Annotated in this window: 18 protein-coding genes and 2 pseudogenes; 9 read left to right on the forward strand and 11 right to left on the reverse strand. The window is 70.8% G+C overall.

The annotated features are described in order from the left end of the window. Positions 1-66: 66 nt before the first annotated feature. The 7 genes from ACFZDC_RS26125 to ACFZDC_RS26155 form a co-directional block, all read right to left on the reverse strand. Complete coding sequence (locus ACFZDC_RS26125) at positions 67-591, reverse strand: GNAT family N-acetyltransferase (protein ID WP_391327576.1); 525 nt, start codon at positions 589-591, stop codon at positions 67-69. 16 nt (positions 592-607) lie between these two features. Further along, entirely contained in the window at positions 608-1,267 is a 660-nt protein-coding gene (locus tag ACFZDC_RS26130; RefSeq protein ID WP_391327578.1) for a UdgX family uracil-DNA binding protein, read from the reverse strand. Positions 1,268-1,302: 35 nt separating this feature from the next. Next, positions 1,303-2,466: an aminofutalosine synthase MqnE gene (gene mqnE / locus ACFZDC_RS26135; protein WP_391327580.1), complete on the reverse strand. Its 1,164-nt coding sequence runs from the start codon at positions 2,464-2,466 to the stop codon at positions 1,303-1,305. Between the two features lie 38 nt (positions 2,467-2,504). Then, the gene (locus ACFZDC_RS26140) at positions 2,505-2,960 is read right to left on the reverse strand and encodes an Lrp/AsnC family transcriptional regulator (RefSeq protein WP_055707813.1); all 456 of its coding nucleotides are present in this window, start codon (positions 2,958-2,960) and stop codon (positions 2,505-2,507) included. Positions 2,961-3,054: 94 nt separating this feature from the next. Next, positions 3,055-3,729: a UbiX family flavin prenyltransferase gene (locus ACFZDC_RS26145; RefSeq protein ID WP_391327583.1), complete on the reverse strand. Its 675-nt coding sequence runs from the start codon at positions 3,727-3,729 to the stop codon at positions 3,055-3,057. Between the two features lie 49 nt (positions 3,730-3,778). After that, positions 3,779-4,681: a menaquinone biosynthesis prenyltransferase MqnP gene (mqnP, locus tag ACFZDC_RS26150; protein WP_391327585.1), complete on the reverse strand. Its 903-nt coding sequence runs from the start codon at positions 4,679-4,681 to the stop codon at positions 3,779-3,781. Then, positions 4,678-6,129: a menaquinone biosynthesis decarboxylase gene (locus ACFZDC_RS26155; protein ID WP_391327587.1), complete on the reverse strand. Its 1,452-nt coding sequence runs from the start codon at positions 6,127-6,129 to the stop codon at positions 4,678-4,680. Before ACFZDC_RS26155 ends, mqnP begins: the two co-directional genes overlap by 4 nt. A 76-nt stretch (positions 6,130-6,205) precedes the next feature. Between ACFZDC_RS26155 and ACFZDC_RS26160 the strand changes: the two genes are divergently transcribed. Next, entirely contained in the window at positions 6,206-6,532 is a 327-nt protein-coding gene (locus ACFZDC_RS26160) for a PLDc N-terminal domain-containing protein (protein WP_391327589.1), read from the forward strand. A 3-nt stretch (positions 6,533-6,535) separates the two neighbouring features. Next, complete coding sequence (locus ACFZDC_RS26165; protein WP_391327591.1) at positions 6,536-7,417, forward strand: LysR substrate-binding domain-containing protein; 882 nt, start codon at positions 6,536-6,538, stop codon at positions 7,415-7,417. On the opposite strand, the gene ACFZDC_RS26170 is transcribed toward ACFZDC_RS26165, so the two are convergent. Together ACFZDC_RS26170 and ACFZDC_RS26175 are read right to left on the reverse strand one after the other, a co-directional pair. Beyond that, entirely contained in the window at positions 7,314-8,261 is a 948-nt protein-coding gene (locus ACFZDC_RS26170) for an EamA family transporter (RefSeq protein WP_391327593.1), read from the reverse strand. The genes ACFZDC_RS26165 and ACFZDC_RS26170 overlap by 104 nt on opposite strands. 121 nt (positions 8,262-8,382) lie before the next feature. After that, positions 8,383-8,601, reverse strand: a pseudogene (locus tag ACFZDC_RS26175) (transcriptional regulator); the annotation flags it as partial. A 2-nt stretch (positions 8,602-8,603) separates the two neighbouring features. Between ACFZDC_RS26175 and ACFZDC_RS26180 the strand changes: the two are divergent. The 3 genes and pseudogenes from ACFZDC_RS26180 to ACFZDC_RS26190 form a co-directional block, all read left to right on the forward strand. Further along, positions 8,604-8,797 (forward strand): annotated as a pseudogene (locus ACFZDC_RS26180) (zinc-binding dehydrogenase); the annotation flags it as partial. 174 nt (positions 8,798-8,971) lie between these two features. Then, positions 8,972-9,535, forward strand: a complete 564-nt coding sequence (locus tag ACFZDC_RS26185) for a DUF6232 family protein (protein WP_391327595.1) — start codon at positions 8,972-8,974, stop codon at positions 9,533-9,535. Then, positions 9,532-9,888, forward strand: coding sequence for a hypothetical protein (locus ACFZDC_RS26190; RefSeq protein ID WP_391327596.1), 357 nt, complete (start codon positions 9,532-9,534; stop codon positions 9,886-9,888). The genes ACFZDC_RS26185 and ACFZDC_RS26190 overlap by 4 nt, the downstream gene beginning before the upstream one ends. Positions 9,889-10,014: 126 nt before the next feature. Here ACFZDC_RS26190 and ACFZDC_RS26195 read toward each other — a convergent pair whose 3' ends face one another. Next, a complete protein-coding gene (locus ACFZDC_RS26195) occupies positions 10,015-10,782 on the reverse strand; it encodes a CDP-alcohol phosphatidyltransferase family protein (RefSeq protein ID WP_391327598.1) in 768 nt (255 codons plus the stop codon). Between the two features lie 218 nt (positions 10,783-11,000). Here ACFZDC_RS26195 and ACFZDC_RS26200 point away from each other — a divergent pair, with 218 nt between their 5' ends. The 4 genes from ACFZDC_RS26200 to ACFZDC_RS26215 all read left to right on the forward strand — a co-directional run bounded on the left by ACFZDC_RS26200 (position 11,001) and on the right by ACFZDC_RS26215 (position 13,166). Then, positions 11,001-11,450, forward strand: a complete 450-nt coding sequence (locus ACFZDC_RS26200) for a deaminase (protein ID WP_391327599.1) — start codon at positions 11,001-11,003, stop codon at positions 11,448-11,450. Then, complete coding sequence (locus ACFZDC_RS26205) at positions 11,443-12,420, forward strand: 2-oxoglutarate and iron-dependent oxygenase domain-containing protein (protein ID WP_391327601.1); 978 nt, start codon at positions 11,443-11,445, stop codon at positions 12,418-12,420. Before ACFZDC_RS26200 ends, ACFZDC_RS26205 begins: the two co-directional genes overlap by 8 nt. Before the next feature lie 81 nt (positions 12,421-12,501). Next, positions 12,502-12,996, forward strand: coding sequence for a hypothetical protein (locus ACFZDC_RS26210; RefSeq protein WP_391327603.1), 495 nt, complete (start codon positions 12,502-12,504; stop codon positions 12,994-12,996). Next, a complete protein-coding gene (locus ACFZDC_RS26215) occupies positions 12,936-13,166 on the forward strand; it encodes a hypothetical protein (RefSeq protein ID WP_391327605.1) in 231 nt (76 codons plus the stop codon). Before ACFZDC_RS26210 ends, ACFZDC_RS26215 begins: the two co-directional genes overlap by 61 nt. Here ACFZDC_RS26215 and ACFZDC_RS26220 read toward each other — a convergent pair. Beyond that, the gene (locus ACFZDC_RS26220; RefSeq protein WP_391327606.1) at positions 13,163-13,663 is read right to left on the reverse strand and encodes a hypothetical protein; all 501 of its coding nucleotides are present in this window, start codon (positions 13,661-13,663) and stop codon (positions 13,163-13,165) included. The genes ACFZDC_RS26215 and ACFZDC_RS26220 overlap by 4 nt on opposite strands. Positions 13,664-13,669 lie beyond the last annotated feature (6 nt).

A 13,669-nucleotide genomic window follows, 5' to 3' on the forward strand; every position in this document is an offset into this window, starting at 1 on the left:
CTCTTCCGATTCCACAAGGGGGCACCGTCCAGTGAAGCACGGCGCGGCCCCGATCTTGCAGCGGGGTCAGGTCAGTGGTAGCAGCATGAAGACGTCGTCACGGTCGTCACCGGGGGCGACCCGGATGGCGCCGGGCACCCGGCCGACCTCCTTGTAGCCGCAGGAGCCGTAGAACCGCTCCAGGCCGAGGCCGCCCCGACAGGTCAGTCGTATCGCGTCGACGCCCTCGAAGGTGCGGGCCGCGTCCGCCGCGGCCGCCAGCAGCTCGCGGCCGTAGCCCCTGCCCTGGTGCCCGGGGTGCACCATCACCGTGTACAGCCATACCCAGTGGGTCATCAGCCGGTGCGTGTTGAAGGCGAAAAAGGCCGTCGCGGCGACCTGCCCCGACTCGTCGTGGCCGACCAGCAGCCGGTGGCGCCCCTCGGCCATGGCGACGACGTGCCTGATCAGTTCCGGCCGTATCTCGTCCCTGGTCACCGGCGGGACGAAGCCGACTGCTCCGCCCGCGTTCGAGACGTCCGTCCACAGGTCGAGGATGCCGTCGCGCAGCGCGGGGGTGATCGCGGGGTCCAGCGTGAAGGTAAGGGGCATGCCTGGATAGTATCTATTACGAAAGCGCGCGTGCAGCCACTTTCAGATCCGCCACCAGCCCCTGGTAGGCGCCCTCCCGGTCCTCCGCGCGCAGCACGGAGGACGGATGCACCGTGGGCACCAGTCGTTCCGGCCGCCCGTGGATCTCCCGCTCCAGTACCGTGCCGCGCACCTCGCCCACCCGGAACGACGACCCCAGCAGCGCCTTCCCTGCGGTGGCGCCGAGCACCACGATCAGCTCGGGCTCGACGATCGCCAGCTCGGCCGCGAGCCAGGGCCCGCACGCGGTCGTCTCCCGCAGGCTCGGTGCCTTGTGGATCCGGCGTTTGCGCGGCTCGGCCCGCGTGAACTTGAAGTGCTTCACGGCGTTGGTGACGTACGCCTCGCCGGGGTCGATCCCGGCCTCCGCCAGCGCCCGGTCGAGGAGCCGCCCTGCCGGGCCGACGAACGGCCTCCCCTGCCGGTCCTCCTGGTCACCGGGCTGCTCCCCGACGAGCATCACCCGGGCGTCCTGCGAACCCTGACCGAACACGGTCTGGGTGGCGTCCCGGTGCAGGGGGCAGCCACGGCAGCCGGCCGCCGCCCTGCGCAGGGCGGTGAGGCCGCCGCGGTCGGGTACGAAGGGCTCGGCGGTGTAGGCGTCCTCGGGCGCCTTCGGTTCCTTCGTGGTGGGCATGCCGGACGGGTACCCGTCCGGCCACCGGCGTCACGTCACACGCGCATCGGCTGCGGCGACTCCCGGCGCAGCGGGTCCGGGCCGTCGTACTCGCGGATGATCTCGTAGCGGGTGTTGCGCTCCACCGGGCGGAAGCCGGCGTCGCGGATCAGGTCGAGCAGGTCCTCGCGGGTCAGCTTGTTCGGGGTGCCGTAGTTGTCCGCGTCGTGCGTGATCTTGTACTCGACCACCGAGCCGTCCATGTCGTCGGCGCCGTGCTGGAGGGCGAGTTGGGCCGTCTGCACGCCGTGCATCACCCAGAAGACCTTCACATGCGGAACGTTGTCGAACAGCAGCCGGGAGACCGCGAAGGTCTTCAGGGCCTCGGCGCCGGTCGCCATCTGCGTGCGCGCCTGCAGCCGGTTGCGGATCTTGCCGTCCTTCATGTCCACGAAGTCGTGCTGGTAGCGCAGCGGGATGAAGACCTGGAAACCGCCCGTCTCGTCCTGCAGTTCACGCAGCCGCAGCACGTGGTCCACGCGGTGGCGGGGCTCCTCGATGTGGCCGTAGAGCATGGTGCACGGGGTCTTCAGGCCCTTCTCGTGCGCCAGCCGGTGGATCCTGGACCAGTCCTCCCAGTGGGTCCTGTGGTCCACGATGTGCTGCCGGACCTCCCAGTCGAAGATCTCGGCGCCGCCGCCGGTGAGGGACTCCAGCCCGGCGTCGATCAGCTCGTCGAGGATCTCGGAGGCGGACAGCCCCGAGATGGTCTCGAAGTGGTGGATCTCGGTGGCCGTGAAGGCCTTCAGGGAGACGTTCGGCAGGGCGGCCTTCAACTCCCGCAGCGAGCGCGGGTAGTACCGCCACGGCAGGTTGGGGTGCAGGCCGTTGACGATGTGCAGCTCGGTGAGGTTCTCCGACTCCATCGCCTTGGCGAGCTTGACCGCCTCCTCGATGCGCATCGTGTACGCGTCCTTCTCGCCCGGCTTGCGCTGGAAGGAGCAGTAGGCGCAGGAGGCCGTGCACACGTTGGTCATGTTGAGGTGCCGGTTGACGTTGAAGTGCACGACGTCACCGTTCTTGCGGGTGCGCACCTCGTGCGCGAGGCCGCCCAGCCAGGCCAGGTCGTCCGACTCGTACAGCGCGATGCCGTCCTCGCGGGTCAGCCGCTCACCGGAGCGGACCTTCTCCTCCAGCTCGCGCTTGAGTCCGACGTCCATGCCAACACCTTTCCACGACAGCCCGACCAACGTTATCCCTAGACCTCTTCCGGCAGTTCCCCGACCCGGTTCTCCCACTTCGTGGAGAGCACGATCGTGGTACGGGTCCGGGACACGCCCTTGGTCCCGCTCAGCCGCCGGATGATCTTCTCCAGCCCGTCGACGTCCGTCGCCCGCACCTTGAGCATGAAGGAGTCGTCACCGGCGATGAACCAGCAGTCCTCGATCTCCGGCAGGTCCCTCAGCCGCTGGGCCACGTCCTCGTGGTCGGCGGCGTCGGACAGCGAGATGCCGATCAGGGCGGTCACACCGAGGCCGAGGGAGGCCGCGTTCACGGTGGCGCGGTAGCCGGTGATGACACCGGCCGCCTCCAGCCGGTTGATGCGGTCGGTGACGCTGGGCCCCGACAGGCCGACCAGACGCCCCAGCTCGGCGTAGGAGGCCCGCCCGTTCTCCCTCAGGGCCTGGATGAGCTGCCTGTCCACCGCGTCCATGCGATCGAAGCCTTCCCCTGGAAAGTATTGAAAGTTCCTGAAGTGATGCCTGAGGTGATGCCTGAAGTGATGAGAGGTACTGCGACTTGCCCGGCTACCGGCCCGCTGTACCGCCGCCCAGTTCGCCCTTCCAGCGCCGGTACAGGCCGTGCCCGACGCCCGCCGCGTCCAGCACCCGCCCGGCGACGAAGTCCACCAGGTCCTGGATGTGGGTCGCGCCCGCGTAGAAGGCGGGCGAGGCCGGCACCACGCTGGCCCCCGCGTCGTCGAGGGCGACGAGGTGCCGCAGGGTCTGCCCGTTCAGGGGGGTCTCCCGTACGGCCACGACCAGCGGCCGGCGCTCCTTCAGTGTGACGCTCGCCGAGCGCTGGAGCAGGTCCTTGGACAGCCCCAGGGCGACACCGGCGACACACGCCGTGGAGGCCGGCACGATCAGCATCCCCTTCGCCGGGTACGACCCCGAGGACGGCCCCGCGGCGAGGTCCCCCGCGCTCCAGTACCGCACCCCGCTGACGTCCACGTCGAAGGTCCCGGGCTTCCCGTCGGCCCCCCGGCCCAGCCATTCCCGCAGGTCGTCCTGCCAGTGCGCGTCCCGGAACGAGATCCCCGTCTCGTCCACCAACGTCAGCCGCGAGGCGCGGCTCACCACCAGATCGACCGCCTCGCCCGCGTCCAGCAACGCCCGCAGTACGGCAGCGGCGTACGGCGTTCCGGAGGCTCCGGAGACCCCCACGATCCAAGGCGTGCGCTGCGTTTCTCCTGCGTTCACACCTTGAGCGTACCGGTGGGACGGGGAGTGTTCAGGACCGGTCGGCCGCTCAGACGGTCAGACCCCGCACCAGGAGGTCCAGCAGCGCGCACACGAAGAGGGCAATGCCGATGAAGCCGTTGACGCTGAAGAAGGCCCTGTTCAGGCGGGACAGGTCGTGGGGGCGGACGATGCGGTGTTCGTACCCGAAGGCGCCCGCGACGATCACCAGGCCCAGCCAGAAGAAGGCGCCTGCATGGGTGGCCAGGGCGTACCAGACGAACAGGGCCGTCGTGACCGCGTGGCAGACGCGGGCGCCCCGGATCGCCGCCGGGATGCCGAAGCGGGCCGGGACCGACATGACACCGATCTCGCGGTCGGTCTCGACGTCCTGGCAGGCGTAGATCAGGTCGAAGCCGCCGATCCAGATGCCGACGGCGAGGCCGAGGATCACCGCGTCCCAGGACCACGAGCCCGAGATGGCGAGCCAGCCGCCCACCGGACCCATCGCCTGGGCCAGGCCCAGGATGGCCTGCGGGAAGTTCGTGAACCGCTTGCCGTACGGGTAGACCACCATCGGGATCACCGCGATGGGGGCCAGGGCCAGGCACAGGGGGTTCAGCAGGGCCGCCGCGCCCAGGAAGACCACCAGGGCGATCAGGGCGCCGGTCCAGGCGTGGCGGACCGACATCGCACCCGTCACCAGTTCCCGGTGCGCGGTGCGCGGGTTCCTGGCGTCGATCTCCCGGTCGATGATCCGGTTGACCGCCATGGCGAAGGTCCGCAGGCCGACCATGCAGATCGTGACCAGCAGCAGCCGGCCCCAGTGGATGTTCCTGTCCCACTGGTACATCGCGGTCAGCGAGGCGATGTAGGCGAAGGGGAGCGCGAAGACCGAGTGCTCGATCATCACCAGGCGGAGGAACGCCTTGGTGCGTCCCGGCTGCGGAAGTGCCGCGGAGGCGCTGCTCACAGGCCGTACTCCTTCCAACGGCGGTCCACCAGGGCCGCCGTATCGGGGTCGGAGAGGACCATGTCCGGCCAGCCCCCGTCCCGGGTGTAACCCTCCTCGGGCCACTTCTTCGTGGCGTCGATCCCCGCCTTGCCGCCCCAGAACTGCTGGTAGGAGGCGTGGTCGAGGTGGTCGACGGGGCCTTCCACGACCGTGAGGTCACGGGCGTAGTCCGTGTTGCCGAGGGCCCGCCAGGCGACCTCGTGCAGATCGTGGACGTCGCAGTCGGCGTCCACGACCACGATCAGTTTGGTCAGGGACATCATGTGTGCCCCCCAGATCGCGTGCATCACCTTCTGGGCGTGCTTCGGGTACTTCTTGTCGATCGAGACGATCGCGCAGTTGTGGAAGCCGCCGGCCTCGGGCAGGTGGTAGTCCACGATGTCGGGAACGATGATCTTCAGCAGGGGCAGGAAGAAGCGCTCCGTGGCCCGGCCGAGCGGGCCGTCCTCCGTGGGCGGCCTGCCCACGACGATCGACTGCAGCAACGGCCGCTTCCGCATCGTCACGCAGTCGATCTTCAGCGCCGGGAACGGCTCCTGCGGGGTGTAGAAGCCGGTGTGGTCGCCGAACGGGCCCTCCGGGAGCATCTCGCCCGGCTCCAGCCAGCCCTCCAGGACGACCTCGGCGTTCGCGGGGACCTGGAGCGGGACGGTCCTGCAGTCGACCATCTCGATCCGCTTGCCCGCGATGAACCCCGCGAAGAGGTACTCGTCGATGTCTCCGGGCAGCGGGGCGGTGGAGGCGTACGTCACGGCGGGCGGGCAGCCGAAGGCGATCGCCACGGGCAGACGCTCGCCCCGCCGGGCCGCCACCTGGTAGTGGTTCCGGCTGTCCTTGTGGATCTGCCAGTGCATGCCGATGGTGCGCCTGTCGTGCCGCTGCAGGCGGTACAGGCCGAGGTTGCGGATGCCGGTCTCGGGGTCCTTGGTGTGGGTGAGACCGAGGTTGAAGAAGGAGCCGCCGTCCTGGGGCCAGGTGAACAGGGCCGGGAGCCGGTCGAGGTCCACCTCGTCGCCGTGCAGGACGACCTCCTGCACGGGCGCCTCCTTCACCTTCTTCGGCGGCACGTGCGCCATCGCGCCCAGCTTCCCGAAGGCCTCGCGGACCCCCACGAACCCGTGCGGCAGCTCGGGCCGCAGCAGGCCGCCGATCTTCTCGGAGATCTCGCCGTACGACTTCAGGCCCAGCGCCTTCAGCAGCCGCCGGTCGGTCCCGAAGACGTTCATCGCGAGGGGCATCGCCGAGCCCTTCACGTTCTCGAAGAGCAGCGCCGGTCCCCCGGACTTCTGCACCCGGTCGACGATCTCCCCGACCTCCAGATACGGGTCGACCTCGGCCTTGATGCGCTTGAGGTCACCCTCGCGCTCCAGCGCCCGCAGCAGGGAGCGAAGATCGTCGTAAGCCATGTGTCCCAGTATCGACCACCCGATAACCTGGCCCGGTCACCGGGGGCGTCCCACACATCGGGGAGATCGCACGACCATGCTCAGGTATCTGCCGTTCCTGCTGGTCCTGGCGCTGTGGATCTACGCCTTCGTGGACTGCCTGAACACTCCGGAGGAAGAGGTGCGCCACCTGCCGAAGGTGGTGTGGGTGATCATCATCCTGCTGTTCGGGGAGGTACTGGTGGGTCCGGTCGCCTGGCTGGTCACCGGCAAGGTGCGGCACTCCCCCGCTGGGGGTACCCCCTCTGGGGGAGGCTCCACTCCCTCCGCGTGGCACCGCGACACCGCCGCCCGCTGGGTGGCCCCCGACGACAACCCCGAGTTCCTCAGGTCCCTCGACGAGGACGGCCCCAGGGACGGCTGACGCATGGAACTCCGGCTGCTCGTGGCCTTCGCAAAGGTCGCCACGGTCCTGAGCTTCACCCGGGCCGCGGCCGAACTGTCGTACGCGCAGTCCAGCGTGACCAGTCAGATCCGCGCGCTGGAGTCCTCCCTCGGCGTCGAGCTGTTCGACCGGCTCGGCAGCCGTATCCGGCTCACCGAGGCGGGCGAGCGGCTGCTGCCCTACGCCCGGCAGATCATCGAGCTGACCGAGGAGGCCCGGACGGCGGTCACCGGCGCCGAGGAGCCGTCCGGCACCCTGACCGTCGGCACCATGGAGTCCCTGACCTCCTACCGGCTGCCCCCGCTGCTGGAGTACTTCCACCACCGCCACCCCAGGGTGCGGCTCGCCCTGCGCACCACCATCGGCGACGAGACCCGGCAGGCCCTGCGGCAGGGAACCTACGACGTGGGCTTCCTGATGGAGGAGGAGACCGAGCACCCGGGTCTGGAGAGCGCGGTGCTGGCGGTGGAGCCGCTGGCGCTGGTCGCGGCGCCCGGACACGCGCTGGCCGGGAAGCCGGTCGCGACGGCCGACCTGACCGGGCAGCCCCTGCTGGCCACCGAGCCGGGCTGCGCCTACCGGGACCTGTTCGAGCGGGAGCTGACCGCGCTGGAGCCGGTGGAGTTCATGGAGTTCGGCACGATCGAGGCCACCAAGCGGGCGGCGGCGGCCGGACTCGGGATCGCGCTGCTGCCCGAAGTGACGGTCGCCGCCGCACTCGCGGAGGGCTCCCTCGTCCGGCTCTCCTGGGAGCCGCCGTTCACGCTTCGCACGCAGCTGGCGTGGCGGTCCGGGAAGCGGCTTGCGGCGCATGCCCGGCTGTTCGTGGAGCAGGCCCGGCGGCTGGTGTCCGAGCAAGGGTGACCTTGAGGCTCGCGGTGACGATGAGCGGCACGCCCAGCGCCTGGACCAGGCCGATGTGGTGGCCGTAGACCGCCCAGTCCATCACCATCGCCACGGCCGGGTAGACGAAGGCGACGACGGCGATCTTCGAGGTGGGCAGCTGGGCGTAGGCCGCGTACATGAGGACGTACATCACGCCGGTGTGCAGCAGACCGAGCCCGACCAGCCAGCCCCAGTCCGCGCCCGTGCCGCTCATCGCGCCGAAGTCCGCGAAGGGCAGCAGCAGCGGGATGCCGACCAGGACCTGGACGAGGGCGATCAGATGCGGGCGTACGCCGGTGATCCGCTTGGTGACCAGGGTGGACAGGCCGTAGAGGAGCGCGGCGAGCAGGGCCTGGCCGACGCCGGTGAGGTACGCGCCACCCCCGCTGAGGTCGGCGGGCGTCACACCGGAGACCAGGATCAGCCCGGCGAAGGCCACGGCGATCCACCCGACCTTGGCCGCGGTGAGCCGTTCACGGAACAGCAGGGCGCCGAGGAGGACCACGTAGAAGGGCTGCATGTGGTAGACCACGGTGGCCACCGAGATGGAGGTGTTCTCGTACGACTGGAACAGCAGCACCCAGTTGAAGACGATGAACACCCCGCCGAGGACGGCGAGTGCGAACGTGCGGCGGGTGAAGCCGTGGTCGCGCAGCCGGCCTCGGGCGGCGACGTAGCCGCCGAGGGCCAGGGCGCCGAACAGGACGCGGAAGAAGACGACGTCGAAGGGCGGGGCGCCGGACTCGACGACGAAGACGCCGAGGGTGCCGGACAGCATCATCGCGGTGGTCAGCTGGGCCGTGCCCTTGTGCTCTGGGGTCATGACGTCGAAGCTACGAAGCCGCGTCGGCGCTGGTCCACGGGCCGGTGGGGCGTCCTGCCGATGGGCCCATCGGCCCCGCCGATACGCGCAGGTCGCACCTCGCCGGCGCCGTGCGGGTCGGTCAGGGATGGGCGTCGGGGGTGCGCAGCACGAGGTCCAGCAGTCCTGGGAAGCGCGCGTCGAACTCCGTGCGCCGCAGCCGGCTGACCCGCCTGGCCCCCTCGTCGCGCTGCTCGCCGAGACCCGCCCCGCGCAGCACCGCGAAGTGGTGACTGAGGGCCGCCTTCCCGATCGGCACGTCGAAGCTGCCGCGGCTGCGGGTCCGGTCCGCGCAGGCGGCCGGCCGGCTTCTCCGTCCCGACCCTCGCGAAGACCGCCCCGGCCGAGCTGCGCCGCCCGACCGAGCGGGCCTTCGCGAAGGCGGTGGACGGCACGGTGTCCCTCCCGGTGACGACCGAGTTCCCGCTGGAGGAGGCGGCGCGGGCACACCGGCCGATGGGGCACGAACGAGCACGGGGAAGCTGCTGCTGCGCGTGGGAGCGGACGCGCCCTCCCGTATAGCACTTGCGTCGCCGGCCGTCCTTGGTGGTTCATGGTCTTCGTTCGATGTCGAGGGACACCTGATCCTTGGGGGACAGATGCAGACCGGCCAACCGCCCGAACGACCGGCCCACACACCACCGGCGCCGCCGACGCCCCCGCCTCCGCCGGTGCCGCCGCAGGCCTCGGGCGGCGGCGTGGAACTCCGGGTGACCAAGCGGCTGTTGTGGATCGGCGCGGCCGCCTATCCGCTGCACAACATCGCGCGGGTGTACACGACCACCCTGCGGCCCAGGCGCAGGGAAGCGGTCTTACGGTTCCTGAAGTACGCGGCCGTGACGCTGGCGGTGGCCGTCCTGCTCATGCTGCCGGGGCTGCTCGCGAAAGTCTCCTCGCAGGGCACGGGTTCCGGGGCCGACGGCTACCTCACCTTCGTCTGGCTCGCCGCCGGCCTCGCCGGCGTCTACTTCTTCGTGGAGATGCTCTCCGTCCTGACCGCCGCCCCCGTGTACGTCCTGGCGGTGGAGACCAACGGCGCTTCCACCGGGGTGGTCACCAGCCAGAACCAGGGGCAACTGGACCAACTGGTGGGGCAGATCACGTACGCCGTCGAGCATCCCGACATCGAGTTCCGGGTGGTGGTGGAACGCCTCACCGTCTCGCCGAACAACTACTACTTCGGCGACAACGTCAACATGTACGGCGGAAACGGAAACGTGGGGATCGCGGCATGAGCGGCAACAGCTACTACTACGGCGACAACGTGAACATGTACGGCGGCCAGGGCAACCAAGGCATCGTCAGGAACCAGTCCGGCGCCGGCGGGACCGAGCAGCTGAACCCGGCCGTGGTCGCGGCCCTCGCCGAACTGCACCGGATGATCGGCGAGTTGCGCACCCAGGTCCCCGCCCCCAGCGCGCAGCTCCTCGACGAGTCCCTGCCCGCCATCAGCGCCGACGCCGCCGTCCCGGCGCAGGAGCGGCACCGTGCGCTGATGGCCGTCGCCGGCATCGCCGCGACCGTGGGCGCGGTGGGCCAGCCGGTCGCCGAGGCCGTGCGGACGGTCCTCGGGATGATCAGCGGGTAGAGCAACCGCTCCAGCCCGACCCATTTCCGGGTCGGCTTTCCCGACTCGCTGGTGGCGGCGGTCGGCCATTGGCCGGCACCGGGTCACCCCGCTGGTCGGCACGGGTCATGCCGCGCCCGGACCACCTCACCGCAGTCGCGACGACGACAGGATCGACAGCAGGTGGGCCGGGACCATCACCCATGTGATCGCGGCCAGAGCGACCAGCGCCCACCGCGTCACGTCCACGCCGCCCGTGACCGTGTCGCCGATCGCCGCCGCCAGCAGGACCAGGGACGCCTCGATGCCGTTGGTCACGCGGTGGATCTTGAAGGCCGCCGCCATCCGCCGCACGGTGGCGACGCCCTGCGAGCGCGGGCGGGTCGACTCGTCGTCGGCCACCCCGAGCCCGCGCCGGGCCCGGGCCACGTCCACCAGGTCGGTGGAGGTCTTGAGCAGGACGACGCCGAGCGCGGTGGCGAGGCCGAGCGAGAGCCGGCCGCCGAGGCCGTTCTCCGCCGCACGGAACCCGAGGCCCACCATCAGCGCGGCGTCCGCCAGGTATGCCCCGAGCCGGTCGACGTAGATGCCCGACGCACTGTTCTGGCCCTTCCAGCGGGCGACCTCGCCGTCCACGCAGTCGAAGAGCAGGAAGAGCTGCATGAGCACGAGGGCGAGTACGGCGCCGGTGAGCCCGGGGATCAGCAGTGCCGCGCCCGAGGCCACCCCGCACACCACCATCGTCCAGGTCAGCTGGTCCGGGGTGACCGGAGTGCGCACCAGCTGCCGGGTGAACCGCAGCGACACCCTGCGCATGTACAGTCGGCCCGCCCAGTGCTCGCCATTGCGGCCGGCCAGCTTGGCGTGCGGCTGGCAGACCTCCCGCAGCTCCTCCAGAACCGGGGCAGCGGCCATGGGCGTTCCCTCCCGCGTGATGTGATCGGGCCAGGCTACCGAGGCGGTTCGGCCCACCGTCGGCAGCCCCGTCACCGGGCGCGGTCCGGGCTTCCCGTGCGCGCCCGGAGCGCGGGCTGCCCCGGGGGGCGAGCCGGCGCAGGCCGGGCTCCGGGGTGGAAAACACCCTCCGGGCAGCCCGCGTTGCCCTGGTGTGCCCGGTGCAGGAGAGTGAACGCATGGACCAGGAACAGGCCCGCGCCTGGCTCGCCACCGCCGTCGCCGAGGCCCGCGCCGGACTCGCGGAGGGCGGCATCCCGATCGGCGCCGCCCTCTACGGCTCCGACGGCGCCCTGCTGGGCCGCGGTCACAATCGGCGCGTCCAGGACGACGACCCCTCCATGCACGCGGAGACGGCTGCCTTCCGGGCGGCGGGGCGGCAGCGCACGTACCGCGGCACGACCATGGTGACGACCCTCTCCCCCTGCTGGTACTGCAGCGGCCTGGTCCGCCAGTTCGGCATCTCCCGCGTGGTGGTCGGCGAGGCCGACACCTTTCACGGCGGCCACGACTGGCTCGCCGGGCACGGCGTGGAGATCGTGCTCCTGGGCGATGCCGGGTGCGTCGGGCTGATGCGTGACTTCATCAAGGACAACCCGGCGCTGTGGAACGAGGACATCGGTGAGTGAACCGCGGATCCCGACCATCGACCTGCGGCCCTGGCTCGACGGCGGCACCGAGGCCCGTACGGCGCTCGCCCGCAGCGTCGACCAGGCCCTCAGGACCGCCGGTTTCCTGCTGGTCACCGGGCACGGAGTGGACCCCGGGCTGCGCGAGCGGGTCCGCGCGGCCGCGCGGCGGTTCTTCGGGCTGCCCGCCGAGGTCAAGCAGGCCTACGAGGCCCGGGTCGGCGGGCGCGGCTGGCTGGGCCCCGGCGCCGAGGCCAACGGGCACGCGGAGGGCACCGAGACCCCGCCCGACCTGAAGGAGTCGCTGACCTTCGCCACACACGAGCCCTTCGAGGACCCGGCCGTCAACGCCGAGTGGTACGCGCCCAACGTGTGGCCCGCCGAGATCCCCGAACTCCGGCCGCTGTGCGAGGAGTACCTCGCGAGAATGGCCGGCCTGGAGAAGGAGCTGCTGTCGCTGCTCGGGTACGCCCTCGGGCTCGAACCCGACTTCTTCTCCCGGCACATGGACCATCCGACGTACGGATTCAACATCAACTGGTATCCGGGGACGGAGATCATCGGCGAGCCCGAGCCCGGCCAGTTCCGGATCGGCCCGCACACCGACTTCGGCACCGTGACCATCCTCGACCGGCAGGCGGGGAAAGGGGGGCTGCAGGTCTACACGGACCCCGCGGAGGGAGGCGTCGGCTGGGCGGACGCGCCCTTCGACCCCGCTGCCCTCACCATCAACATCGGTGATCTGCTGGCGCGTTGGACCGGCGACCGGTGGCGGTCGGGGCGGCACCGGGTGCTGCCGCCGCCCGCCGACGCGCCCACCGAGGAGCTGATGTCCCTCGTGTACTTCGGCGAGTGCACCCCGGGCACGCTGGTGGAGTCCGTGCCGCCACCGGTGGGCCGGGTGGCGTACCCGCCGGTCGACTCGCACGTCTATCTGCGCGAGAAGCTGAACTCGATCACCGTCGGCTGAATCCCGTCCCGTCCGGGCCATCGGGCGGGAGAACGGCGGCCTGAAAAAGGGGAGTTACGTCACGGTGGCGCTGATGCTGCCGTGCACCTCAACCTCCGGACCAGCCCGAACGACATCCAGCACCAGCTGCAGGGCGCGTACCTGGCGCAGTACCGGGCCAACCACGACTCCCACGGGGAGGCGCCCGCGATCCGGCTGGTGCTCGCCAACCCCGGCGCGACCGGGGACCACTTTCAGCAGACCGTGGACCGGCTGACGCGGACGGCGAGGAGCGCGGACCGGCTGCGGGCCGTCGCGGGCATCGGGCAGAGAACCGACAACAGCAAGAAGGCCGTCCGGGAGCTGACCCGACGCGCGATCCCGGTGGTCGGCTCCTCCATCACCGCCGACGACCTGGCCAACGGGCAGGGCGGCAAGCACCCGTATCCGGGCCTCGCCCGGGTGTCGCCGACCAACACCGACGAGGCCCGCGCGCTGGCCTCCTTCACCAAGGTGAGCGCGGGCAGGCGCTGCTGGTGTACGACAAGCCCGGTGATCCGTACACGCGGACGCTGCGGGAGTCGTTCGCCGCGCTGATCAAGGGCTTGCCGTACGAGCCGCAGCCGTTCACGCCGCCCGCCGACCGCAGCCGGGAGGGCAAGGCCGTACCGATCGTGGAGCTGACCCCCGAGGGCGGCTCGCGGTTCGTGCGGATCGCCTGGCCGGAGGGGAAACCGCCGGCGGAGGAAGGCCTGCCGCCGTCCTAGGTGAACTGTCCGGGAAGGGGCTCCGACGGCTCCTGCCCGGGAAGGTCCTGCGCGGGCTCCTGCCCGGCCTGCGCGGACTCCTGCCCGGAAAGGTCCTGCGCGGGCTCCAGGACCGCGATCAGCTGTTCGAATCGGGCGCGCCAGCCGGACTCGGATTCCTCCTCGCCCTGGAACTCGTGGGTGAAGCGCAGCAGGCACCCCTTGTCCCCGTCCCGCTCCAGATGGAACCGGATCCGGCCGCCGCCCTCCACGGTGTACTCGGCGACGCGGTCTACGTCCCACGCCGTGATCCGCCCCGTGCCCAGGTCACGCAGTGTGACCAGGCCGTCGAGGCGGGGCTCCAGGACGTCCACGGCGGTGAACCATCCCCCGAGCCCTTCGGGGGTGGCCACCGCCGCCCAGACGTCCTCCATATGCCGGGGGATCCGCACCAGAAGGTGGAGTATGTGCGTGTTCCCGTGCGTCTGGCTGGTGCCTTGTTCGATGGAACCGCTCATGACACC

The sequence above is a fragment of the Streptomyces sp. NPDC007905 genome (genome assembly GCF_042959345.1).
Lineage (GTDB): Bacteria > Actinomycetota > Actinomycetes > Streptomycetales > Streptomycetaceae > Streptomyces.